This is a genomic window from Streptomyces sp. NPDC002138 (assembly GCF_040296485.1).
Classification (GTDB): Bacteria; Actinomycetota; Actinomycetes; order Streptomycetales; family Streptomycetaceae; genus Streptomyces.
Genome location: NZ_JBEOXE010000002.1, coordinates 179,640 through 203,863 on the forward strand (window position 1 = coordinate 179,640; position 24,224 = coordinate 203,863).

Annotated in this window: 19 protein-coding genes and 1 pseudogene; 7 read left to right on the forward strand and 13 right to left on the reverse strand. The window is 67.8% G+C overall.

Going from position 1 to position 24,224, the window contains the following annotated elements:
* Positions 1 to 565: 565 nt before the first annotated feature.
* The 3 genes from ABT084_RS01920 to ABT084_RS01930 form a co-directional block, all read right to left on the reverse strand.
* Complete coding sequence (locus ABT084_RS01920; RefSeq protein WP_351037686.1) at positions 566 to 1,306, reverse strand: GntR family transcriptional regulator; 741 nt, start codon at positions 1,304 to 1,306, stop codon at positions 566 to 568.
* Complete coding sequence (locus ABT084_RS01925; protein ID WP_351037687.1) at positions 1,303 to 1,527, reverse strand: hypothetical protein; 225 nt, start codon at positions 1,525 to 1,527, stop codon at positions 1,303 to 1,305. Before ABT084_RS01925 ends, ABT084_RS01920 begins: the two co-directional genes overlap by 4 nt.
* Before the next feature lie 257 nt (positions 1,528 to 1,784).
* Positions 1,785 to 2,057 carry a hypothetical protein gene (locus ABT084_RS01930; RefSeq protein WP_351037688.1) on the reverse strand — a complete coding sequence of 91 codons (273 nt, stop codon included), beginning with the start codon at positions 2,055 to 2,057 and terminating at the stop codon, positions 1,785 to 1,787.
* A gap of 79 nt (positions 2,058 to 2,136) precedes the next feature.
* On the opposite strand from ABT084_RS01930, the gene ABT084_RS01935 reads away from it, so the two are divergent.
* From ABT084_RS01935 to ABT084_RS01945, 3 genes are all read left to right on the forward strand, one after another.
* Positions 2,137 to 2,892, forward strand: a complete 756-nt coding sequence (locus ABT084_RS01935; protein WP_351037689.1) for a GntR family transcriptional regulator — start codon at positions 2,137 to 2,139, stop codon at positions 2,890 to 2,892.
* A 33-nt stretch (positions 2,893 to 2,925) separates the two neighbouring features.
* A complete protein-coding gene (locus ABT084_RS01940) occupies positions 2,926 to 3,195 on the forward strand; it encodes a hypothetical protein (protein WP_351037690.1) in 270 nt (89 codons plus the stop codon).
* Positions 3,196 to 3,305: 110 nt separating this feature from the next.
* Positions 3,306 to 3,545: a hypothetical protein gene (locus tag ABT084_RS01945; protein WP_351037691.1), complete on the forward strand. Its 240-nt coding sequence runs from the start codon at positions 3,306 to 3,308 to the stop codon at positions 3,543 to 3,545.
* Positions 3,546 to 4,472: 927 nt separating this feature from the next.
* Here ABT084_RS01945 and ABT084_RS01950 read toward each other — a convergent pair.
* Positions 4,473 to 5,768: a tyrosine-type recombinase/integrase gene (locus tag ABT084_RS01950; RefSeq protein WP_351037692.1), complete on the reverse strand. Its 1,296-nt coding sequence runs from the start codon at positions 5,766 to 5,768 to the stop codon at positions 4,473 to 4,475.
* A gap of 155 nt (positions 5,769 to 5,923) precedes the next feature.
* Between ABT084_RS01950 and ABT084_RS01955 the strand changes: the two genes are divergently transcribed.
* Together ABT084_RS01955 and ABT084_RS01960 are read left to right on the forward strand one after the other, a co-directional pair.
* Positions 5,924 to 6,187 (forward strand): CopG family transcriptional regulator, encoded by a 264-nt coding sequence (locus ABT084_RS01955; RefSeq protein ID WP_351037693.1) that lies wholly within the window; start codon positions 5,924 to 5,926, stop codon positions 6,185 to 6,187.
* On the forward strand, positions 6,184 to 6,597 hold the full coding sequence (locus tag ABT084_RS01960) for a PIN domain-containing protein (protein WP_351037694.1): 414 nt from the start codon (positions 6,184 to 6,186) through the stop codon (positions 6,595 to 6,597). The genes ABT084_RS01955 and ABT084_RS01960 overlap by 4 nt, the downstream gene beginning before the upstream one ends.
* A gap of 48 nt (positions 6,598 to 6,645) precedes the next feature.
* Here the strand turns inward: ABT084_RS01960 and ABT084_RS01965 are convergent, their stop codons facing one another.
* From ABT084_RS01965 to ABT084_RS01985, 5 genes and pseudogenes are all read right to left on the reverse strand, one after another.
* Positions 6,646 to 7,449, reverse strand: coding sequence for a hypothetical protein (locus ABT084_RS01965; RefSeq protein ID WP_351037695.1), 804 nt, complete (start codon positions 7,447 to 7,449; stop codon positions 6,646 to 6,648).
* A gap of 68 nt (positions 7,450 to 7,517) precedes the next feature.
* A pseudogene (locus ABT084_RS01970) lies at positions 7,518 to 9,647 on the reverse strand (UvrD-helicase domain-containing protein); the annotation flags it as partial.
* Between the two features lie 65 nt (positions 9,648 to 9,712).
* Entirely contained in the window at positions 9,713 to 11,878 is a 2,166-nt protein-coding gene (locus ABT084_RS01975) for an AIPR family protein (RefSeq protein ID WP_351037696.1), read from the reverse strand.
* Between the two features lie 85 nt (positions 11,879 to 11,963).
* The gene (locus ABT084_RS01980; RefSeq protein ID WP_351037697.1) at positions 11,964 to 13,553 is read right to left on the reverse strand and encodes a serine/threonine-protein kinase; all 1,590 of its coding nucleotides are present in this window, start codon (positions 13,551 to 13,553) and stop codon (positions 11,964 to 11,966) included.
* A gap of 129 nt (positions 13,554 to 13,682) precedes the next feature.
* Positions 13,683 to 14,180, reverse strand: a complete 498-nt coding sequence (locus ABT084_RS01985; RefSeq protein WP_351037698.1) for an ATP-binding protein — start codon at positions 14,178 to 14,180, stop codon at positions 13,683 to 13,685.
* Between the two features lie 111 nt (positions 14,181 to 14,291).
* Here ABT084_RS01985 and ABT084_RS01990 point away from each other — a divergent pair, with 111 nt between their 5' ends.
* Both ABT084_RS01990 and ABT084_RS01995 read left to right on the forward strand, forming a co-directional pair.
* Entirely contained in the window at positions 14,292 to 15,146 is an 855-nt protein-coding gene (locus ABT084_RS01990) for a helix-turn-helix domain-containing protein (RefSeq protein ID WP_351037699.1), read from the forward strand.
* On the forward strand, positions 15,143 to 15,355 hold the full coding sequence (locus ABT084_RS01995; RefSeq protein WP_502968810.1) for a DUF397 domain-containing protein: 213 nt from the start codon (positions 15,143 to 15,145) through the stop codon (positions 15,353 to 15,355). The genes ABT084_RS01990 and ABT084_RS01995 overlap by 4 nt, the downstream gene beginning before the upstream one ends.
* 59 nt (positions 15,356 to 15,414) lie before the next feature.
* Here the strand turns inward: ABT084_RS01995 and ABT084_RS02000 are convergent, their stop codons facing one another.
* From ABT084_RS02000 to ABT084_RS02015, 4 genes are all read right to left on the reverse strand, one after another.
* Positions 15,415 to 18,609 carry a type I restriction endonuclease subunit R gene (locus tag ABT084_RS02000; RefSeq protein WP_351037701.1) on the reverse strand — a complete coding sequence of 1,065 codons (3,195 nt, stop codon included), beginning with the start codon at positions 18,607 to 18,609 and terminating at the stop codon, positions 15,415 to 15,417.
* On the reverse strand, positions 18,606 to 19,907 hold the full coding sequence (locus tag ABT084_RS02005) for a restriction endonuclease subunit S (protein WP_351037702.1): 1,302 nt from the start codon (positions 19,905 to 19,907) through the stop codon (positions 18,606 to 18,608). Before ABT084_RS02005 ends, ABT084_RS02000 begins: the two co-directional genes overlap by 4 nt.
* Entirely contained in the window at positions 19,904 to 21,895 is a 1,992-nt protein-coding gene (locus ABT084_RS02010; protein ID WP_351037703.1) for a type I restriction-modification system subunit M, read from the reverse strand. The genes ABT084_RS02005 and ABT084_RS02010 overlap by 4 nt, the downstream gene beginning before the upstream one ends.
* An 89-nt stretch (positions 21,896 to 21,984) precedes the next feature.
* Positions 21,985 to 24,171, reverse strand: coding sequence for an N-6 DNA methylase (locus ABT084_RS02015; protein WP_351037704.1), 2,187 nt, complete (start codon positions 24,169 to 24,171; stop codon positions 21,985 to 21,987).
* Positions 24,172 to 24,224 lie beyond the last annotated feature (53 nt).

Consider the following 24,224-nt stretch of genomic DNA (forward strand, 5'->3'; position numbering starts at 1 on the left):
GGAGGCTGGACCTTGCGCAGCCCTTCACCGTAGGTGCACTGCTGCTGGGGCAGCTGTGGTCTATTCGTTAACCGGCCAAGGGCGGAAGGCGCGCCTTCCGCCCTTGGCCTGCAGATACGAGTGAGACGCACGGGGCATCCGTGGCCGTTTGCTGTCGTAGTGGAAGCCGCATGGCGAAGCCCCAGACGAATCTGGGGCTTCGCTGACGTTGATGCGCGGTGCCGCTAGCTGGACGTCGCTGACGGGCCACTAGAGACGCCATGACCCCCGTGCCGCGAGTGGGCTGATGTCGGTAGGCGGCGACCGCGGCTGGTTGCTACTCGGACCGCATCTCGCAGGGCCTCGGTCAGGTCTGTCGCCAGGAGGTGCAGTTCGTCCAGGTCCGCCTCCTCGTCCGCGAGTAGGTCGAGCGCCTGGTCTAGGAGGTCGAGCCCTCGGTCCAGTTGTACTGCTTCGGTGCTGTCAGCCAGGCGGGACAGATGGCTGTCGTTGGCACCGGTGCTCAGGAAGCAGGGCTTGTCGTCGGGGCCCGACCACGGGAGGAGTCTCAGTTCGTCACGAGACGTCATTTGTTCGAGTTCCCTTCTTCCGATGCGTGGCAGGTGGTGAAGAGTGCGTCGGCTCGGTCTCCGGGGAGAACCAGGAGGGCGGCTTCGACCACGCGACCGGCGATGTCGGTCGCCACGCGGGTGATCGTGAGGACGGCCATTGATTGGCTGATCCGAAGGGCCCCTGCCTCTTCGGGGGTTGGCAGGCGGGCGCTGGCCCTCTCCTGTACCTCAGCCAGCGGTGGGCGCAGCGAGGCCAGCGTCGCCGCCACCGCGGAGCATGATGACGGGTCGGGGATGACGGCCGGCGCCAGGTCGCGAGGGACATAGACGTGCGCCAGGCTGTGCGGCATCTTTCCCTCGTGGCAGAGGTGGAGGAACTCCGTCAGGGGGCTGCTGGGCGCGACCTTGAGGAGGGCGGCCAAGTTGCCTTGTGCCCGGAGGTGGGTGGTACTGACGCTGACGCTGAGGGCCCCGTCGGGCGCGGGCGGCACGGCTGGGGCATGTCCCCCGCCGACGTACGTGATTCTGCGGAGGGGGTGGCGGATGAAGTTGCCGCTGCCGTGGATCTTCTCGATGAGGCCTTCACCCTGGAGGAGCGCGAGGGCGTTCCGGAGTGTCGGGGTGCTGACCTTGTAGCGGGCAGCTAGTTGAGCCTCGGAGGGTAGACGTTCGCCAGCTTCCAGACGGCCCGTCGAAATCTGGTTGCGGAGGTCTTCGGCAATGGCGTGCCGGCGGGAAGGGGCGGGGTGCGTCACCACCGGCTCCGCATCCGGAGGGCGACGAGGTGGGTCCGGGCTCGCATGGTCAGTTGCACACCCGTTTCGAAGCGCAGCCGCTTCGCACTGGCCGGGAGTTGAATCAGGTCGATGGCCCGGCACGGCTGCCCGCCGACCTGGATGACGTCGCCGCGCTGCACGCTGGTCGAGATGATCTCGACTCTCCTCGCGATGGGGCCGCGTGGCTTCCATCCGTTCACCGGGCCACCCGCTCCGGGTGCGGGCGGTCGGCCACTGTGTGGCACGAGCAGTCGCAGGCCTCGTAGATCACAGGGACGCCTACCGGTGCCGCGGCGGGGGACGACAGGGCGCATTCGCCGTGGGTGCCGATCGCGCACGAGCTCGACCGGTAGGCGGTCCTCCCGTGCGTGGCATATGAAAGTGCGGGGAGTTGCAGCCCACTGGTGCGGGCGGTGGTGGGGCCCGTACGGTTGTCCACGCTGATCAGCTCCTATCGCTAATGGCCAGGTCCCCGGACGTCGCCCGTCGCGGGGACCGTTCTATGTACGGCGGCCCAGAGGGTGCGGCCGGTCAAGCTGCTGGCGAGGAGCCCGAATCGATCGGCTTCCGCCACGACTTCCAAGACCTCCCGCCACGCTTCGGCGGACAGCGCTTCCGGTACCTCCGTTTCGATCGACGTGTAGCGGACGTGCTCCTCCATCCGCGTGAGCAGCCCCAAGGCGGACAGTCGGGCGGCGATGCCCTCGGCCCGTGTTTCCGATGCGGGCACAGGAAGGCCTCCGTCGCCGGGTGATGACGTTGAGTGAAGCTAGTTAACTAGATTAGAGCTAGTGGACTAGATTTTCTACATGCCTGAGCAGCCGCCTTATCTCCGCGTCGCCGACGTCCTGCGGCAGCGGATCGCGGAGCATGTGTGGACGGCCGGAGATCGGCTCCCCTCCCGCGCCCAGCTCGCCGAGGAGTGCGGTGTCGGCGAGAACGTGGTTCGGCGAGCCCAGGAGCTGCTGATCTCCCAAGGTGTGCTGGAAGGTCGCGCGGGTTCGGGGACGTACGTCGCCGAGCCTCGGCGGCGCGTGCGGGTGGTCCGTTCCTCGGCACGCGAGCAGCCGGGCGGTTCGCCGTTCCGGGCGGACATGCAGGCATTGGGCAAGCAGGGCAACTGGGAGAGCCGGACCGAAGCGAAGGTGCCGGCCCCGGCCGAGATCGCGGTGCGGCTCGGTATCGCCGAGGGCGACCTGTGCGTGCGTACGGTCTACGAGTTCCTTGCTGATGGTCGGCCGGTACAGCTGTCGACGAGTTGGGAGCCGTACGAGCTGACCACGGGCACCCTCGTCGTCCTGCCCGAGGGCGGGCCGCACGCCGGCGTTGGCGTGGTGAACCGGATGGCCGCGATCGGGATCACGGTCAGCCACGCTGTGGAGCAGCCGGAGCCGCGGCAGGCGACTGCTGAGGAAGCATCGCTCCTGGGGATCCAGAAGGCCGCTCTGGTCACGCACATTCGGCGGACGTACTACAGCGATCAGGGGCGGCCCGTGGAGACGGCAAACATCGTCATCCCCGCCGCGCTATGCGAGATCGTCTACGAGATCCCTGTGGGGCGTTAGAGCGCCCAGCGAAGGAGAGAGGAGGTACCCGCTGTGGAGTCGGAGCGCCGGGCTCGCATAGCCGAGCTGGCCGCCACGGCGAGGCCTGTCTGGGCGGAGCACCGAGATGGCGGGGCCCTTCAGGAGTTCCTGAAGGAGATCGGCTGTGACGGCGTGGATGCGGTCATGGTGACCATGCGGGTCGCCGGGTGCGACCTCGGCGAGGCGCAGAGGATGTTCCTCACCACGCCTTGCCGAGCCGCCGAACTCGCCTTCCACGATGAGGTCATGAAAGGCCTTGAACGGTCCCAGGGCGACGTCTGAGCGCGCCAGCCGAATTCCTATCGTGGTGGGCGCCCAGTGAACTGGCGTACGCCTGCACACGCCACCAGTGCGCTGCCATCCTCGGCGAGAAAGACAAGGTAGTACCAGCTGTGGTCGACGGCCATGATCTGTCCGACGCGCACTGGCTGCGCATGCTGGCTGAGGAGCTGCACCGCTCGTTCCAGCCCCAGAGTCTCACCGACACCCCTCCGCCGCATGATCCGCAGCCGGATGCCGAAGACACCTGCATGCCGCTCCGAGGGAGAGGCTCGATCCGATACATCGTGGGTACCGCCGGACTGGAGGGCGGCCAGGGCAGCAACGGATGCCGCATCATCACCAGCCAGTAACCGTTCCAACTGATGCCGTTCCATCGCCACCCCCTGTGGGCATTCTGCGATCCGGCAGCGGTGCGCCGCAACCGCCCGTACCACTCGCCACCGCTGTCCCCCAAGGCTCAGCGAGCATGTACACGCGTGCCGGAACGGGAGGGCTTCTGTGTCGCGGCTGGTTCTCGCCCTATCTGCGTGCGGTCATCAGCCCCACTCTGGGCGTTGGGATGCATCGCGATCGTAGGGGGTCGGGAATGGCCAAGCGACGACGACCTCAGCCTAGGGACAACCGGGGCGGTTCACGACGACCGGCGTCCCTCTCTGGCTTGGCGTCCTAGTGGTGGTCGTGCTGGTGTACTCCTTCCTCCGCTAGCGGCTGAGTTCCGAAGCAGCGCATGCACGGTGACCCTGCGGGCTGTGGTCTATTCGTGGCCTGGCGAGGCAACGGACACCACCCATGGGCCCCTGACCTGCTGAGATGGGTGAGACACACGGGCCCTCCGGAGCCGTGTGCGCAGGTTCGAATCCTGCCGGGGGCACTTCCGGAAAGAGGGTCTGACCAGCGGAAACGCTGATCAGACCCTCTTTTGCTTGGGCCTAAACAGCAACGGCCTACCTTGCCGTTACGTCTCCTGCGAATATCGCTCTGACCTGGGCCTTTCTCGCGCCGGACGCGTAGTGTCCTGTATGTACGATCCCGTTAAATCTGCATCGCGGGACATGCGTGGGACGAAAGAGACTCAGAGGGGGGCGGACAGCGCTCTCTGCCCCCTCTTGACCTGCGCCCTTTCCAGCCAGGACCGGTCAAACGCATACGGAGGGTGGGGCCGTTGCACTTCACATCCCAATCCGCAGACTCCCCTGACACTGACTCCCATGGGGGCGCCCGGGGGATGCGGGAGCCTGGTGAGCCGCTCGGTGCACCACGAAAGGGTTGACGACCTCTCAGCTGTATTCGTCCAGAAGCGCGTCGATGCGGCTGTTGGCGAGGGCCTGGCGGCCGTAGAGGCACTTCGCGTACCGGGTCATGAGCACTTCGACGCTATTGCCCGCCCGTTCGGCGACCTCGGTGGGATCGACGCCGGCGTTCAGCCAGGTGGACAGGGCCGAGTGCCGCAGGTCGTACGGACGGGCAGCCAAGGGCGACGCGCCCAGGTTCGGCGGGAGACCGAATTCGCGGGCCTCGTGCCAGGTGCGGTCGTACGTGCTGGAACCCACGATGCCGCCCTTCTCGTTGAAGAACAGCCGACCGTCGTCCGCGGTACCGAAGGTGTCGACACCATCCCGCCACAGGCTGACGAGCTCAGGCGGGAGCGGCACCGTACGCGTTCCTCCCGGCGGGCGGCCCTTCAGACCTCGCAGGTCGTGGTTGCGTCCGCTGTCGGTCCACTTCTTGCCGACGGAGGGACGGGTGGCGTGCAGGACCACGCTGCCCCACCCTGCCGTCGGCAGGTCGCAGTCCGCCAGCGTGACGGCCACGGCTTCGGTCGGCCGAAGCCCCGCGTAGTACATCCCGGCGAAGAGACCGACCAGCCTCCGCCCCCGCGCCCGCTCGTAGACGCCGATGCAGGAGACCGCACGAAGCAGGTTCCGCGCCTGCACAGGGTTGACGACCACTCGGGGGTCGACCTGCTGGACGGTCTCGGTGATGCGCCAGCTGATGCTGGCCAGGGGATCGGCGCGGAGCCGGCCCAGCTCGATCGCGTACCGCACCGAGTTCACGAGCGTCATGCGCTTGCGCCGCTGTGTTTCGGCAGCCGCGACCGTGCCGTCCCGCTTCAGACGCAGAGCCTGCAGCACGCCTCGTATGACGACCGGGTCCAACAGATCGTCCAGCGGGCGTGAAGCCCGGGCGACCCAGTCCAGGGCGAGCCGCACCTCCGTGGGGGCCGTGCGCGGATCGGGCCGGGGCACCACGAACGCCCAGTTCCGCAGCGCCCGCCGCAATAGCTCATCGTCCGGCCGCCCTCGCGTCCTTCCGAGCATCGCCACACTGATGGAACAGAGGGCGTCGTTGGTCTCGGTCCGGGTCTTCGCCGCGATCTGGCCCCAGCGCGCCTCCAGGTATTCGAGCGCGAAGGCGTACCAGCTGACTCTGATCGAGCCGCGCCCGCCCCTACCCCGACCGAAGTCCTCAGCGGCAGCTTCCCTGACAGCCCGGACCAAAGAGGCCCCGAGCTCGTCGGCCAGAGCCCTGACATCCGCTCCGTCGCCAGCCGTCAGCCCCCGCCGGGGCTTCACCGCCCTCGACCCATACCGCCTGGGCACGCCTCGCACCCGGCCTGACGGACTCCGCATGGCGTTCACCGCCTCTCTCCAGGTCAACACACCGCCTGCGGCAGCCATGCCGACCGGAAAGGCCCCACTCCGGGAGGATGGACGGTAGGATAGGTAGCATGAGTGAGCCTACCGGCAAGTACTCGATCACCATGCCGCGCGACATCGCAGAAGCCGCCAAGGCCCGCAGCGGCCCTTCTGGCTTGTCCGCCTACGTGGCCGCCGCCGTCGCCCGTCAGATCGAACGCGACAACCTCAACGAACTCATCGCCGTCGCCGAAGCCGAGCACGGCCCGGTCACGGATGAGGAGATCCAGTCTCTGCGCGACCAGCTCACCCAGGCACGAGGCATTCAGACGGAGCGCGGAGCGGACGCAGCGTGACCCGCTCCCCTGCTGTCCCCGGCGGCACCCTCGTGCTCGACAGCGAAGGGCTCGCCAAGGCCGTCCTGCGCGACCGCGCGGTCACCACCTGGCTCGCCCTGGCCCGCGCAGACGACCTCCGCGTGATCACCTCGGCGGCCACCCTCGTCGAAGTGGTCCATCCCCGCATCAACCGCGCGGCCCTGGAGTGGACGCTCTCCCGCCTGGTCGTCGAGCCCATCACTGAGCCGATCGCCCGCCACGCCGCCGCTCTGCTCGCCGATGCCGGCCTGCACGGCCACAAGTACGCCATCGACGCCATGCTCACCGCCACAGCCCTGGCCGCGGCTGGGCCAGTCACCATCCTGACCTCAGACCCGGAGGACGTCACCAGACTGTCTGGCGGACTCATCACTGTCATCAAGGTCTGACAAGCGGCTGGCCGTGCGGAAGGTGATCGCGGGTTCCCGAAGACAGAGTCAACCCTTGCCCTGCACCCCCAGCCATGACTCGAAGGCCATCAGCTGCTCGCCCATAGCCCCGAGCGAGTAAGGCGACGACTCGTACTGCACCGACAGATTTACCTCGTAAAGCTTGTACACCGCCGGGGCCGTCTTCCCTGCCATGGATGCCGCCTTCAGGGCCCGCGCCACCCTTTGAAGGTCCGTCCCACGAAGGCCTTCTGTGACCTCTGGCCACACAGTCTCCGCGAGGTGGTCGCACAGCTCCATCAAGAAGCGGCCCGCCCGTTCCGCACGGTCGGAGATCGCTTCCTGTTGCGCCTCACGCATGTGGTCCGCAAGGTGGTCCTTGCGCTCGTCCTCGCTCTCCCATGAGCCGTCGTCGTAGATCTTCTTCCAGATGCTCTCGGCCCGATCCATCGCTTCCTGGAATTCTTGGTCGAGTTCTTCTTGGGTGAGCGTGGGATGCGATGCCTCGACGCCCTTCAGACCGCTCATGAGCGCGTCTACAGACACCGCCGGGAGAGCCAGTCCGTCTCGTACCGCAGTCAACAGCGCGACCGTGTCGACAGCACGCAGAGCCTGTTCGCTGTCGACCAGACTCCACAGTTCGTCGGCGCATCGTCCGACGGCGGAATAGTTGTGATCAGCGATCTCTACGTCGAGCTCCCCTGAGAGATTGAGGAGCGCCTCGGACACGCTTGCAATCTCATCCATGGCATTTTCGATCTCCTCGTCGATTTTCTCGACCACTCTCAACGCCTCTTGCGCCTCCGTGACCTCACGTTCCAACCGGGCAACGCGATCCGCGAGTTCACCCATCCTGCCTCCTCCTGTTGTCGTGACGTCATGCGTGACGGTTGCTGGACCGGGTCAGTCCGTCGCTGCCCAAGCCCGGCTGAGAGCAGGAAAGGGCTGGGCTCCCCTGCCCAGGACACGTACAGGCCGTCGCGGGCCCGGGTGCAAGCGACGAAGAGCAGGCAGCGCTCGGCGAGAAGGTCGGCCTCATGCTGGAGGCGATCCGTATCCGCCGGCGTCACCGCTTTGAGGTAGGGAAGGGCTCCGTCATGGGCGCCGACCACGGCCACGCAGCGGTACTCCAGGCCCTTGAACGCGTGCATGGTGCCCACGTTCACCGCGGCGGGCACCGCGGGCCGGTCGGCTCGCAGCCGCTGCGCGGGGATGCCAGCTGCCGTCAAGCGCTCGGCTGCCTGGTCGCAGGTGCGGTTGAAGCGGGCGCTCACGCCGATGTCCTCAGGGGCGACCCCCGTGTCCAGCCATCGCCGGACACGTCGGACGAGCGCGTCCAGTTCGTCCTCCACGGAGGTGGCCGCGTGTGTTTCGGGGCCGTTCCCGTGCAGGGCGGACCGGTAGCCGAGCAGGGTTTCGTTGCGGGCGTCGTCCGCCAGCTCGGCGAAGGGACGCCCGGTCAAGATGGCGGTGGACCAGCTCAGGATCTCGTGGGTGGAGCGGTAGTTCTTGCGCATCTTGGTCGATCGGCCCGCGACCTTGATCCCGACGGCCTTGAGGGAGACCTTGCTGTCGTAGATCCGTTGATGCGGGTCGCCGGCGATGAACAAGTCGTCGGGGCGGACCGGAGCGGCGGCGCGGAGGAGCCGCCACTGGGCAGGATGCAGATCCTGGGCTTCGTCGATCATGATGTGCCGGTAGCGCGGTCCGGATCGCTCCAGCAGATCCGCGGCCTCGACGCAGGTCCCGAGGAAGGTCCGCAGCCCGTCGGAGGTGAGTCGGGCGGTGAATTCCTCGACTGCGCGCCACACCGGAGGCCGGGCGGAAGGCGGCAGCGCACTGCCGCGTCCTTTCCGCTCGGCGGCTTCGTACTGTTCGTACGTGCGGAGGTTCTGGGCGAGGACGACGTGCCGAAACTCCTGGGCGAGGAACTGCGGACTCCCGGTGAATCCGGCCGCCTGGGCAGCCCGCTGCCAGCGGCCCGCTTCCTCATTCCCGCGCAACGGCCTGCGGGAGGTGGACACCACACGCCCAGCGAACGCGTCGACGGTCATGATGTCCACCCGGTCCCGGAGCGTCTCGTCGTCGACCAACTCGGCGAGCCCGACACGCAGGGCCGCCACCAGCGCGTTGGTATAGGTGGTGAGCAGAATGCGGTCGCCGTCGCGGAGGTGGCCGAGCAGGTGCCGTACACGGTGGAGGGCGACGACCGTCTTCCCCGTACCAGGGCCCCCGGTGACCTGGGCCGGTCCTGAGTAGGAGGGCCGGTAGGCCACCTTGCGCTGGGAGGGGTGGAGGAAGACCCGCCACGCGGCGAACGGCTTGTCGAGGATCTCGCGGAGCTCCTCGGAGCCGGTGACCAGGGCAATGCGGGTACGGGTGCGGCGGATCGCGGAGTCGTAGTCGGTCGGGTTCACGAGTTCCGCGCCGGCAGTGGCGGCCAGGTTGAGCGCCACCACGTCCCGCCACACCTCCTCCACCGTGAATCCTGACGCGAGGTACTCCAGAACCTCGCGCTGGTCCTGGGGGAAGAAGGGCGCGAACGCCTCCAGCTGTTCGAGAGTGGTCAGGACCCGTGCCTGGTGCAGGGTGGTCTCGTCGATGCCCAGGGCGGCCAGGTCCCCGTCGGAGAACGCGGCGTAGAGGCGTTGCGCGGGTTCGGGCGCCACCCGTTCGTAGGCAGGGGTGAGTTCTTCCAGGACGGCGATGTCACGGATCTCGACGGCCTGGGTAACGGTATTGATGCTTGCCTTCTGCTTGACCGCCCAGGCGTTGGCCTTGTCGTGCGGAAGCACCCGCAGCGGGACGTACGTGTCCCCGCTGTCGGGCACGAGCACGACACCACGGGCGCCCCGGTCGATCCGGATGGTCCGGATGTGCCGGTCACGATCCCCTTCGAGGGACTCCAGCTTCAGACCGGGGTCCTTGAACAGCTGGTCCAGAGTCAGCCGTTCGAATTTCTCCCAGGCGTCGAACACCCCTTGTCGGACGGTCCCCTGAAGCTTGGGGAGCTGCGCGCAGAAAGCGATGTCGAAGGCGAGGCGGGGCATAGGGTCGGTGGTTCTCCTCACAGGCTGCGAGGCGGGCAGCCGAGCGCACGCCTCGCCCTCGTGCGTCAGTCGTCTTCGGAGCCCAGCCCGGGCTCTTCGAGCCCGTTGAGGACTCGCCAGGCAAGATCAGCGAGCGTCTCGCCGGTGGGGGCAACCCATCGGGCTGTGCCCTGGTTCGCCACGGGTCGTTCCTCCCATTCGGCGAGCTTCCACATGTGGGTGATCAGTCCGGAGGGCGAGTACCGCTTGCCGTCGGCCGCCCACAGGACCGGCTTGGTCCGGTGCTTCGCCCAGGTCGCACGAGAGCGCTTCTCGTCCTGGGCGAGCCAGTCCCGGAGAGCATCCGCTTCCATCGGATACGCGGTGGTGAGGGTCAGCGGGTCGCCTTCCTCCAGCACTCCCTGGTCGATGAGCACATGCACGGCGTTGGGACGTCGGGGCTTGCGCTGGGTCGGGATCCGCCGGTATTTGTCGCGCGTGACCCGGTCCTGCGGGTCTGCGGCACCGGCGAGGACCCGGCCGGCGACTTCGCGGGCGCGGGCGACGTCCGCGCACACCCCACGGATCTGTGATCGCTCGCCGTACAGCTCGTCGATGACGGCGGCGACGGCGGGAAGCAGTTCCTTGATCAGGTCGGGCACGCGCGGGAGGGCTTCGGCCGACCATTCGAGCTGAGGGTCCGGTTCGTCGATCGATTCGGTGTCCAGGCGCTGGAAGACCAGGTGGGCCAGCAGGTAAGCCCCGTTGTCGATGAGGGCGGCGCCCCGCCCCTCGTAGCGCGGGCGCAGGGCGTGAAGGGCACTGCGTACGGCGCGCAGGACCCGCACGCTGTTCCACAGGAGATATACCCCCGGCTGGGGCCGGAAGAGGACGTCGTAGATGCCCTGGGAGCCGCGCTCCCACAGGACGTCGAGGGTGGTGGCCATACGGGCCGCGTACTGGCTGTCGGGGTGCGCGCATGCCAGGGCGCACGCCGCCTCGACCACCGAGCAGCCGGTGGCCTCCGGAGGCTCCAGTTCGCCGCGTCGGACGCTGTAGTCGAGTCCGAGTTCGGCCCGCATCTCCTCCAGGATGGCGGCCTGTACGGGGTCGAGCGTGATGAAGTCGCGTGCTTCCACCCGGTTCTGCCGATTGGTGGCTTGGGTGGCCCTCTTGGCGAAGTCGACGGCCTTGCCCGTCACGATGATCCGTACGGGAACCTGCGCGGATGCCGCCCCTTCGTCGGCGGCGATCGCGTCTGCCACGGATCGGACGGTCTGGGCGCCGTTCACGACACTGGCGTTGTGGAGCTTGAGCGTCAGCGGGTATGCGTGGGGCGTCCGCATCGACTGATAGGTCTTCTCCACGGACTCGCACAGGACGGTGATGCCGTTGTTGAAGTAGAGGAAGTGGGCCGGCTCTTCCGTGAGTGTTTCGATCAGCTCGTTGTTGATCGAGGTCCTGCCCAACGGGTTTCGGATGTTGAGGTTGAACAGGTTGGACCCGTGCGCGGCCCATTCGGCGACGTGCTCCGCCGAGACCACGCCCTGGTAGGAGTCGTAGGGGGTGCTGACCCCGAACCAGGGAAAGAGGACGGTCGTGAGCTCTACCGGCTTGGGAGCCAGGTCCTCCCGCACCGAAGCCCATACGTCTGGGGCGAGGATGATTCGGTGGTCGAGGAGTTCACCGAACCGGTTGAACTCCTTCTCCCCGTTGACCAGCGCGTGCCTGAAGCCTTCGATGACCTCGTCCGTGCGCATGAGGACGACGACCTGCGTGACGGGCACGGGCCCCTTCGACATGACGGCCTTCGCCTGCTCCGCCAGCTGGCGCCCGCGCGGGTTGAACGGCGAGAAGTCCTCGTCGTCGATGAGGCGCAGGCCCGCCAGCAGTTCGAGGACGGCATCCCGCTCGCTCTTGGCCTTCCCGTACTGGCTCCACTTCGCCTGGACGAGGTAGATGTGCGGGTCGGGTCCGTCCACCACCGCGATAGCGTCGATGCCCTGGTCGGCGATGCCGTCTATGACGGTGTCCGCGGCTTCCTGCGGGCTGAAGCCGGTGACCATGCGGACGGCTTGCGCGGTCAGCGCCCTGGACAGCAGGCGCGGTTCACGTTCCCGAGGCGACTTGTCCTCCAGGTCACCGACGTGGAGGAGGCCCGGGTCCACGTAGACGCTCCGGAGTGCTTGCTCCACCTGGCGCACTTGGAGCGCGACGCTCTCACCCCCGCCTGCGGCCTTCTTCCCGGTCATCGCCTTGCCCTTCCATCAGCCTCTTCTTCCTCAACCCAGTACGGCCGAGGGAACTCCACACGATCAACCATGTCCCGCAGGTTGATCAACTTTCTTCCGTCCCGTCGAGGTCGAGGCGGATCAAGGTCAGGGCCTCGGCGATCTCCGCCGTCATCTCGTCCCCGGGCCCGTAGACCAGAACAAGATCGGCGTGGAGTGGTTCAAGCAGGGCGCGGGCCTCGGCCGTCCGGCCCTGCGCGAGCAGCAGCATGCCGATGTCGCGGCGCAGCTCGATGGCTTCCTCGCTCGCGTCGCTGTCGACGGACCGGACGATGCCCAGCACCGCTTGCAGCGTGGCGAGGGCCTCCGTCACCTGGCCGAGTTCGGCGCGGCAGCGGGCGGCCTGAGCCCGGCATGCGCGGGCCTGTTCGCTGGTGGGGCCGTTGATGCGGCCGTAAGCGTCGGCCAGCGCGGCGAATTCGGGCAGGGCGGTGCGGTAGTCACCGCCGAGGAGCTGGATGGCTGCCCGCTGGGTGCGCAGCTCCAGCACGGGCCGGCTCTCCGTGCCGAGCAGGCGGGCGGCCGGTTCGATGACCTCGCTCAGCACCTCGGCGGCCTGCGCGAACCGCTCCTCCTCCAGGAGGGCGGCCGAGTGCGCGTACGCGTCCTTGATCTCGGCCCGCATCTCGGCCGGTACGGGGAGGGGCCCGGCGACCTGGACCTCCGGCACAGGGCCGCCGGCCACACCCCGCGCACTCTGAGGCCGGGCGAGGGGAGCGTACGGGTTGCGGAACAGCCCGGTCGGGTCGGGCGCACCGGCCGGCCCGGCCTCGTCGGGTGCCGGTGCCTGGCCGGCCCCGGGGAGGAAGGGCCGAAGTCGCTCGTACACCTCCTGGATGTCGGCGGGCCGCGCTTCGGGGGCCTTGCGCAGCAGGTGCAGGACGAGCTCCTCCAGCGCGGTCGGCACCTCGGGACGCAGCTGCCGCAACGGGGCCGGGGCTCCGGTGACGTGCTGGTACATGAGCAGGAACTCGCTGTCTGCCTGGAACAGCACCCGCCCGCTGAGCAGTTCGTGCAGCACGCACCCGAGCGCGTACAGGTCCGTCTGCGGGGTGATGCGGCCACCGCGGACCTGCTCGGGCGCCATGTACTGGGAGGTTCCGATGGGCGTCCCGGTAGCGGTGAGCTTGGTCGCGTCGGTGCGCAGGATGGCGGCGATGCCGAAGTCGAGGACCTTCACCGTCCCGTCGCGGGCGACGAGGATGTTGCCCGGTTTGAGGTCCCGGTGGATGGCCGGCACCTCGTGGGCGTGCGAAAGGACCGTGGCCACCTGGGCGACCACGGCCACGGCCCAGCTCACCGGCAACGGGCGGGCCGGGTCCACATAGCCGGACAGCTGGACGCCCTCGACCAGTTCCATGACGAGGAACAGCCGCTCCTGGGTGTCGTCGAGCACCGCGTCGTACACCTGAGGTACGCCCGGGTGCTGGATCCGGGCGGTGATCCGTGCCTCGCGCCGGAACCTCTTGGCGAACTCCTCGGCGAGCTGGGGTGAGGTGACCGCCTGCTGTCGGATGAGCTTCACCGCGACGGGCCGGTCCAGCACGGCGTCATAGCCGCGCCAGACGTCACCCATGCCACCGTGGCTGATTTCCTCCAGGAGTTCGTACCTCCCGGCGATCACCTGCTGCGACACCTTGCTCCGCCCCCGTCGCGTCCGCGCGCCGGCGTACGTGTACGGGTGGTGTCGGCCGGCCCGACGTTCCGGAACCAGTCTGCGGGGCGCGGCGATCTTCCGTCCAGTGAAGTTGGGCGGGTACGTCGGCTATGGCCGAGAAGGGTCCCTGGCGTCGCGGTCCGGTCGGGTGTAGCCGTACTCGGCCCATACGGTCTTGCCGGGGGTCCCTCCGGGGCGGAAGTGCCACCCCCATCGGTCCGCGAGGGCCGCCACCAGGAGCAGACCGCGCCCGTCGGTACGGTCCGGGCCCGGTGGGCGGGTGGCGGGCTCGTGGAGGCGTTCACCGCGGGTGTCGGTGACCTCGACGCGTACGGTCGCGGGGTGGTGGGCGGTGAGCCGTACGCGGAAGTCCCGGCCGGGGACGCGGCCGTGACGAACGGCGTTCGGGGCGAGTTCGGCCACGAGCAGGGTGAGCGTGTCGTGCGCCTCGGTGCCATAGGGGACGCCCCAGGCGTGCAGCCGCTCGCCGCACAGTCGGCGGGCAAGGCGGGCGCCGCGCGGGGTGGAGCTGAAACGCATCTCGAAGTGGTGGGTGGGGTGCGGGGGTTGGGTGGTGGGAGTGGCGTGGGTGGGGTTGCTCGTCATGACTCCACGGTGGATCGCGGTGGGCGTAGCGTGGCCACGGGTGACGCGCCGTCGTGTTCGGCTTGTACGCGGGGCGCTGACGCCCTGTACGTGTGCGGAAGGGTGACGGCGATGGCGGACGATGACGGGTCCGAGCGGGAGCCGGTGGGGCAGCGCCCGGAGGAGGAACCGGGTCAGGGCGTGGTGACGGCGTTCGGGCGGCAGCTGAAGCTGTTGCGGATCCGGGCCGGGCTGGAGCGGGCGGAGTTCGGGAAGCTGGTGGGGTACGCGGCGCAGTCGGTGGCCTCGTTCGAGCAAGGCAGGCGGATCCCGCCGCCCGGGTTCATCGACAAGGCGGATGACGTGCTGGACGCGGGTGGCATGTCGAAGGTGCTGAAGGAGGAGGTCGCGCGGGCGCAGTACCCGGCTTTCTTCCGGGACGCGGCCCGGCTTGAGGCGTCGGCGCTCGCCCTGTGCGTGTACGCCGCGCTCGCCGTCCCCGGCCTTCTGCAGACAGAGGAGTACGCGCGGGCGGTCTTCCGGATGCAGCGCCCGCTGCTCGATGACGCCGTCATTGAACAGCGCCTTGAATCGCGTCTCGCGCGGCAGCAGATCTTCGGTCGGCGCCCCGCCCCGCTGTTGAGCTTCGTCATCGAGGAAGTGGTGCTGCGCAAGCCGATCGGCGGGCAGGAGGTGCTGCGCGGCCAGCTGGAGCAGATCCTTCTCGTGGGCCAGGAACGGAACATCGAGATCCAGGTCATGCCCACCGACCGCGAGGACCACGCCGGGTTGAGCGGGCCGTTCAATCTGATCGACGCCGCGAACGGCCAGCGCATCGCCTATACCGAGGTCCAGGACGACAGTCGCCTGTACACCGGGACGGGCAAGGTCCGTGAGTTGGAAGCCCGTTATGGCATCCTGCGCTCACAGGCCCTGACGCCGAGCGAGTCGATGGCCTTCGTCGAGAAACTGCTGGGAGAGAGATGAGCATGCGTCGCACCGCACCCAAGGTGGCGGAATCGGCATGGTTCAAGAGCAGCTACAGCGGCGGCGGTGGCGGCGAGTGCGTCGAGGTGGCCGCCGCGTCCGGCGCCGTGCACGTACGGGACTCCAAGCGGCTCACCGGACCCGTACTGACCGTGGGACCCGCCGCCTGGGCCGGGTTCGTGGAGCTGGCGGCCGAGCCCCGGATTTAGCCGAGCGCGGCACGAGGCCCGCGTACACCGTGACGGTGTACGCGGGCCCGCGCCGACCACTACGCGGCGTCGTCCACGCCCTCCTCGCGGCGGATCATCCGCCACGCGGCGCGGCGGGCGCTGCGGTCGAGGCTGGACTTGAAGTTCCGGTCGGCGCCGAAGTACTGGCGGCCGATGCCGGCGATGGTGTCGATGTGGTCGGCCATCTTGTCGGCGAAGACCTTGTCGAACACCTTCCCGAAATTGTCCTCGTCGTTGACGACGGCGGCGGCCCGTACCTTCGCGTCGGCCTTGGCCTCCTCGAAGGGACGGATGACGTCCTGCTCGGTGAAGTCCGTACCGAACTTGGCGTTGAACTTCTCGATCAGTTCCGACAGGAGCGACTTCTCGGCCTCCTTGGCTCCGCCTTCGCCCTCGCCGAAGCCCGGCAGCGTCGCGGACCCCTCGGGGGTGAGGGAGACGTCATGTTCGCCGGTCTTCTGGACCCGCAGGTGGCTGAGGTCCACCTCGCCGATGTCCACGCCGCCGTCGGTGCGGCCGCGGAGCCGGGTGAGGAGGTAGCGGCCGTAGAGGTGCAGCCTCTCCAGGTCGGGGTCGTGGTACGGGACGATCTGGGCGAGGAAGCCGTACTTGCGGACGTAGTCGTTGAGGTCGGCGCGGAAGTCCTCGGCCGTCTTGACCTCGTCCTCGTCATCGTCGTTGTCGCGGAGGGCCTCGTAGCGGGTGACGGCCGGGGAGAGCTGCCGGTACAGCTCGGCGTGCAGCTTCTCCCACTTGGCCTGGGAACCCGCCGCCTTCTCCTTCGCCTCGAAGTAGGCAGTGGCGAACTCGTCCATCTCCGCCTCGGAGATGATCGGCGCCGACATGACCCGGCTCTGGGCGGTGTAGAGGAGATTGGGGTCCGAGGGGAGGGTTTCCGTCTGCTCGAAATACGGGCGGAAGGCCTCCTTGATATCCTCGGCGTCGTTGGTGAAGTCCAGGACGGCGAGGTCGGCCTGCGACTTGCGTTCGGCGGTGCGGTTCAGCCGGGAGAGGGTCTGGACGGCCGAGATGCCGGTCAGCTTCTTGTTGACGTACATCGTCGTCAACAGGGGTTGGTCGAAACCGGTCTGGTACTTCTCGGCGACCACCAGGATCTTGTACTCCCGCTGACCCTTCGCGCCGGCCTTCACCGCCTTGTCGTCGGCGCGCGTGTAGCCGAACGCCTTGGGCAGCGCGCTCTCGGCGATGCCGCCGTTCTCCTTCGGCTCGGTGGTCTCGTCCCCGTCGATGGTGAGCGAACCGGAGAAGGCGACGAGGACTCCGAGGTCCGGATACCTGGTGTGGTAGTCGCGGTCCTCGATGTAGCTCTTGATGGCGCGCGCCATCTGGACGGCCGAGTGCCGGGAGGCGGTCACCACCATGGACTTGGCGCGCCCGCCGAGCCGGCCCCGGGTGTGGGTGACGAAGTGCTCGACGATCACCTGGGCGTGCTGGGAGACGGTCGAGTCGTGGGTGAGCGCGTACCGGGCGAGGAGGGAGTTCGCCTTGGAGGGGTCGACCTCCAGCTCGTCGCGGTTCTGGTTGACCAGCTTCCAGTACGTGCCGTACGTGACGTAGTTGCGCAGGGGGTCGAGGATGAACCCTTCCTCGATGGCCTGGCGCATGGAGTACGTGTGGAACGGGCGGTAGGCCGCCTTGCCGTCGACCTGGTCGGCGGTGCCGAAGAGTTCGAGCGTCTTGGCCTTGGGGGTGGCGGTGAAGGCGAAGTAGGAGAGGTTGGCGGCCTTGGAGCGGTCCTCGGCCTTCTTCTTGAGCTGCTCGGTGACGGTGAGCGTGGTCGCGCCAGCGTCCTCGGAGTCGGAGTCCAGGCCGAGGTCGCGGAGGGCGGCACGTACGGAGGTGGCCGCGTCCCCCGACTGGGAGGAGTGGGCCTCGTCCACGATGATCGCGAAGGTGGTGCCCTTGATCTCGGTCGGGTTGCGCTGGATGTAGTCGAGCAGCGCGGGGAACGAGTACAGGGTGACCGTGACGATCTTGCCGGTGTCACGCGAGAGGGCTCGGGCGAGCTGTTCGCTCTTGGCCCCGTGCTTCTCGTCGATCTTGACGACCAGGCCGTCCGTCTGGGAGAAGCTGCCGACCGTCTCGCGGAGCTGGGCGTCCAGGTTCCGGCGGTCGGTGATGACGATGACCTTGTCGAAGACGGGTTCGCCCGGCTTGATGAGTCCGGCGGTCAGGGCCTCGGTGTTGAGGGTGCGGGGGTCGGTGTCGGCGTGCAAGTCGGAGAGGCGGTGGGCGAGCCATCCGATGGTGTTGGACTTGCCGGAGCCGGCGGAGGCCATGATCAGGTAGTCCTGCCCGGCGCCGTGGGCGGCGGCGTGGGCGGTGATCTTCTTGACCACGTCCCACTGGTGGTAGCGCGGGAAGATCGTGGTGCGGGTGGCGGCTCCACCGCCGGGGGTCTTCGCCTTCGGTTTGGCCTGGTGGACGAAGCGCTGGAGGAGGTCGAGCCAGTTGTCCCGGGCCCAGACCTGCTCCCAGAGGTAGGAGGTCGCGTACTGACCGAAGGCAGTGGGGGCCGGGTTTCCGGCGCCTCCGGGGCGGCCGGGGCCTTCGGAGCCGGTGTTGAAGGGGAGGAAGCGGGTGTTCTTGCCCTTGAGGGCGGTCGCGACGAAGACCAGGTCGGGATCGACTGCGAAGTTCGCGACGACCCGGCGGGTGAAGATCAGCTCGGTCGGGTCGCGGTCGGTGCGGTATTGATTGATGGCGTGCTCGACGCCCTGCCCGGTGAGCGGATTCTTGAGCTCGGCGGTGGCGACGGGGATGCCGTTCAGGAACAGGGTGAGGTCGAGCTTGTGGTTCCAGTCGAGCTGCTTGGTGGCGTAGATCAGCTCGCGGACGACGGTGAGGCGGTTGGCCCGGTAGCCGTCGAGGACGGAGTCATCGGGGACCAGGTTTGGCTTGAAGTAGGCCACCCGAACGAGTACGCCCCGGTCCTTGACGCCGTTGCGGAGGACGTGGAGCAGGCCATCGTTGGCAATGGCCTGGTCGAGGCGGCGGGCAAAGCCGCGCTGCGCCTCGTTGGCATCGCCGTAGATGGTGCGGAGCTCGTGCCACTCCTCGGCCTGGGTCTTGCCGATGAACTCGAAGAGCTCCTGGGTGTCCAAGCCGAGGTCGGCTTGGTAGCCGGCGCGGCTGGCCTCGCGCCAGCCGCGCTGGGTGAGCGCGGCGACTATCGCGGAGCCGAAGGCGGACTCGTCATGGACGGCGCTCATGCGGTGATTCCCTCCGTTACGTTCCGCCCACTGGCGGTGGACACGTCGAACTGGCCGGTGACGGCGGCGGTGATGAGCGCTTGGCGGCGCTCGGCAAGCAGACCCATCTGGCACTCGATAGCTGCATTGACGTGGTGGAGATTTCTCTGATTGCTTTGCACAAGTTCCGCAATGGCCAATTGCTTATCCATTGGGGGAGTCGGTACGCGAACTGAAGCCACTTGGCCCTCACCGATCGAAGGAACAGGTCCGGGATTGGCAAGCTGCCCCATATCCAAGAGGGACAGTACGGCTCTCCAGTAGTGCGGTTCCCCATCGGCGAAACTAATCGCGCGCACATTATCATCGATGATCGCTGGCCGGGTTGTCACACGACGACGGTTGAGCAATAGAGCTGCCCCTACTCGCGCATAGAGGATGGAGCCACTGGGTACAATCCGCGCCCCAAGCCTCCGAGCAGTGTCGCGCGTGATCCAGTTCTCCGCAGTTCCCAAGTTCCCAACCTCATCCGCCAGTTGAAAATCGGAAACTTTAATAAAAGGGAAATCCCCTTCACTAAGGCCTTGATATTCATGGGGGAACGTAGTCCCCATGGCGAATCGGGCGATTCTTCCGATGGTGGGCGCTTTCCAGCCGTGCGGCAAGGACCCCAACCACGTGGACCGTCCACAGTTCGATGATCCACCCACAAACTGGGCATGAAGGAAAGATTGATTCCGCTCACGCCATAGCCGCGACTGCTCCTTTCGCAGCTCCATGAGGCCACCGATTCGGGCGGTCTCGGCGTCGAGGAAGTCGGCAATTCGGCACTGCTCATCAATCTGCGGGCTCGGCAAATTCAGGTTCCCGACCTGCTCAAAATTCAGACCTTCGCGATTCCCGCCGACTTGGAGCTCGCGGATCTGCTCTTGCGCGGGGCGCGAACCAAGCGCGTAGGCCAGATACCGTGAATCGAATTCTACTGTCGGACGAATGATGCACACATGCTGATTGACATTTGCTTCACCCAGGACATCCGGAGCCCAAGCGACTCGACCGAGCGATGCCCCGGTGATGTTAAGAAGTACATCACCAGGCTCTACTCGTGTGTTCCGCATCTCCTCGTGCGTCGCACTGTCGATATAGGCAACATCGTCAAGCCGGAGACCGCCAAAATGAACGTTTTGGCTTCGCAAGAAAATAACGCCAGCGCTCACGTAATTCTCAGATCCGCCGCCAGGCGTCTTCCCGCTGCCGATCTTCAGAGCGCCCCACTTGAGTGGACGGGTACCCCAGCGCGACGCATAGGAAACGCTCATTCCGTCACCTCACCAAGCAGTGCCTGAATTTCCGCCTCCAGAGCCTTTAGTTCCGCGTCGATCTCCGTCAGCGGCCTCGGCGGCTCGTACACGTAGAAGTGCCGCGTGAACGGGATCTCGTAGCCGATCTTCGTCTTCGTGTGGTCGATCCACGCGTCCGGGACGTGCGGGTGCACCTCGCGCTTCAGGTACTCCTCATTGTCCTCGCCCAGTGGGACGTTCTCGTAGTCCCGGAGATCTGCGTCCGGTTCCGGCTCGCCCTTGATCTTCTGAACTTCGCCCTCGGGGTCTCGGACGCCAATCGTGTCCCGTACCGCCTTAACGAAGGGGGCTCCGGTCGGCCAGAGGAGGCCGGCGCCGACGACCGCATCCTTCAGGGCGACCAGGGCGTCGGACTTCTTCGACCACGTCGAACCCAGCAGGGTACGGACGGCGGCAACGAAGGAATCCGCGTCCGCCAGCTTCTGGATCGGCTTCGCGGCGGCCAGGGCGGTCGCCGTCTCCTCCGTGACCTCGAACCGGAGCTTCAGCGGGCGCTCGACCGTGATGCGCTGGTAGCCGAAGGTATCGTTGTCGAAGACCTTGACCTTGGCATGCAGGGGGTGGGCGGGATCGGCCGCGACCTGCACCGCCTCCTCGTACAGGCGGGTCACGTCCGCGATGTGCTGCTTACCCAGCTCCTTGCGCTTGTCGCCCAGCGACTTGCGCATCTTCTGGAACTGGTCGCGGGCGTCCAGCAAGACGACCTTGCCCTTGTGGTCCGGGGCCTTGCGGTTCGTAAGGATCCAGAAATATGTCGAAATGCCCGTGTTGTAGAAGAGTTGGTCCGGCAGGGCGACGACCGCCTCCAACCAGTCGTTCTCCAGGATCCAGCGGCGAATCTCGGACTCGCCAGAGCCCGCCGCGCCACTGAAGAGGGGTGAGCCGTTGAAGACGATGGCGATACGGGAGCCGCCCCCGCCCTTCACGCCCAGCGGCTTCATCATCGAGATCATGTGCTGGAGGAAGAGGAGCGAGCCGTCACTGATACGCGGCAGGCCCACGGCGAAGCGGCCGGCCTCGCCCAAGTGCTTGTGCTCGTACTCGACCTCGTCCTTGACCTTCTTCCACTCCACGCCGAACGGCGGGTTGGCCAGGAGGTAGTCGAACTTCTCGCGTCCCTGGCCGGGGTCGCTCAGGGAGTTACCGAAGGCGATGTGCTCCGGGTCCTGACCCTTGATCATCAGGTCGGACCGGCAGATGGCCCAGGACTCCGGATTGAGCTCCTGGCCGTAGACCTCCACCGTGGCGCCCTTGTTGTACTTCCTAATGCGCTCCTCGGCTGCGGACAGCATTCCACCGGTGCCACAGGCGGGGTCCATGACTGTGCGGACCACACCCGGAACGCTGAGGGCATCTCCATCGGGTGCGGTCAGGAGGCTGACCATAAGCTCGATGACCTCGCGGGGGGTGAAGTGCTCACCCGCCGTCTCATTGGACTGCTCCGCGAAGCGGCGGATCAGCTCCTCGAAGATGTAGCCCATGTTGTGGTTGGGCACGCGCTCGGGATGGAGGTCCAGGTCCGTGAACTTGCCGATGACCTTGTAGAGGAGGTCGGCGCCGCCGAGCCGCTTGATCTGCTGAGAGAACTCGTACTTGTCAAGGACCTCACGGGCGTTCTCCGAGAAGGCGCCCACGTAGATCTGGAGGTTCTTCGCCGCGCTCTGCGGATCCGCCGCGATCTTCTTCAGCGTCAGGTCGCTCTTGTTATAGAACGAGTGCCCCGATGCCTTGCGCAGGAAGTAGTCCGGGTCGATGTCCAGGTCCTTGTACTGAGCCGCGACCTCCGAGACCTGCGCCCGGGTCGGCTCCAGGACGCATTCCAAGCGGCGCAGCACAGTGAACGGCAGGATGACCTTGCCGTAATCGGACTGCTTGTAGTCGCCGCGCAGGAGGTCTGCGACGGACCAGGCGTGGTTCGCCAGTTCCGTGTGCTTACTGCTGTTCAAGGGGTTCCCCGGTTTCCTTCCGGACCGTCCCGCCCAACCGGCGCGGGTGCGGACAAGTTTGGTCGCTCTGTACGAGGTTCAGGTGCGGTTCAGGCCGGATCGGTGGCGGCCACGGCCGCGGTCGGGATCAGTGCGCCGCCCGTGAGGCCGCCGGTCAGCAGGGCGGCCGTCTCCTCCGCGAGCCAGGCCGCTCTCCGGGCCCGCGTCCGAAGTTCGTGGACGTGGCGGAACGCCTCGCCGTAGCGGCGTTGTTCGTCCAGTGGAAGGAGGGGGATCCGTAGCCGGCCCGGTACGACGTGGCGGACCGTGCTGCCCGTAGCGGCCCCGGCGAGGTTGTCTGCCGCGTCGATGAATCCGGCCAGGAACCAGGGATCCAGGCGGGTCGGGTCCGGCCGGAGCAGGTGGACATGGGGGCCGAGGAGCGCGCCCGCGTCCACCTCGTCGGCGACCCGAGCCATCGGGCCGGTACCGGCCGCGATCCCCCGTACGAGGACGTCGCCCACGGCGATCACAGGTGCGATCTCGGAGCGGAGTTCGGCCGAGGTACCGGTCGGGCCGGTGCCGCGCGCGATGTCCCCGGCGGTGAGGACTACTGGTAGCAGCGGGGCGGCGGGAACACCGTCAGGCTCAGCGCCCTTCGGGTCCGGGACCGTGCGAAGCAGGGTCAGGGCGCCGCCTCGGACGAGGTCGGAGGCGGTCGCCGTACGCCATTCGCGGGCCAACGGACCGGGTTCGCTCCAGCCGGTCAGGTCCGCCGCACGGAGGAGGGACTTGGCGGCTTCGGTCAGCTCCCGGCGGCTGGTGTGCGTACGGGCGGACAGCTCGGCCGGGTCGACATCCGTACGGGAAGCGTGGACCTGGCGGGCGGGGGTGAGGTCGACGAGGTCGTCGAGGAGGTCGACCACGGGGACCGCGCGCGCCGCGCCGGACTCGGCGGCGAATCCGTCCGAATCGGCGGTGAAAGCTTCCCAGTGTGCGAGAGTCCGGGCCGTCAGGCCGGCCCAGTCGATCGGGGTCCGGGAAGAACCCGTACGCGAGGCGCCCGTACGCGAAGTGCCGGTATGCAGGGAGTCCGACTCCTGGACCCCGGCGCCCGGCGAGGGAGACCCGGCCGCGTCGACGAACAGGACGGACTTGCGCTCCGGGCCGCCCGGCTCGGGCCGGCGCAGTACCCACAGCTGCAAGCCCACGTGCAGCGGCGGCGCAGCCCCGGCCGGGAGGGCCAGTACGGCCCGTACGGCGCCTCCGCGCACCAGCTCCGCCCGCACCCGGCGCCCGGAGGGGCGGGAGGACGTGGCGGGCGGCAGGATCAGTACGGCCCAGCCTCCGGGGCTGAGGTGGGCGAGGCAGTGCTGCACCCAGGCGAGCTCGGACTCCAACCGGCCCGGCACTCCGTACGCCCAGCGCGGGTCGTAGGCGAGCTCGTCGTGGCCCCAGTCGCGATCTCCGTACGGCGGGTTGCACACCACGGCATCCGCCGTCAGGCCGGCGAAGGCATCCGCGCGCAGGCTGTCCCCGATGCGTACGGCTACTTCGGCCTGTGGCGCGGCGAGGCTCAGCCCGGCCGTGGCGCGCTGGGCCTGAACGGGTACGGAGTCCTGGCCGAGGAGGGTAGTGGCGCCGCGTCCAGCGGCGGCTGCCAGAAGCGTGCCACTGCCGCAGGCAGGGTCCAGCACGCGCGCGACCTCTGCGGGGAGCAGTTCCGCGACCAGGCGCGCCAAGGGTTCGGGAGTCCCGTAGACGCCGGTCGCGGCGCTGTCCTCCAGTTCTCTTTCCGCGAGGACCGCGAGCGCGGCCGGACCGCCTTCCTCACGTACGCAGCGGAGGAGCGCGCGCAGGGTCGGCCCATCGGACGCCGAGAACAAGGGATGTGTGGGCGTCGCGCCGGGGAGCGAGGCCGGATACTCAGCCACCGCTTCAGCGGCCCGAGCGGCGAGCTCGGAGTCCGTGAGGTCGGCGAGTCCGGCCGGCGCGTCCGAGGAGTGGTGAGCGACGGCGAGGACGAAGCCGATGTGGCTGGCCGTCCTGTCCGGGTCGGGTACCTGGAGGCGCATCGCGGTGCGCAGTTCCTCCCGGGCGTCGGCGGCTTGCGCGTGCCCACGGGAGCCGAGCCACCCCTGGACCGCCCCGAGGTCGTAGAGCGGGCTGGTGTCGGTGCCGGCGGACGGAGCGGGGAAGTCGGCATGCCGTCGGCGCCAGTTGCTGACGGTGGCCCGGGTGACACCGGCGATGCGGGAAATCTCCGCGGCTGTCACGTGCGCTGTTGTCTCGGGCATGACCGGACGACACCTCTCCTTGGGGCAGACAGCTCACACCCTACACCACAACC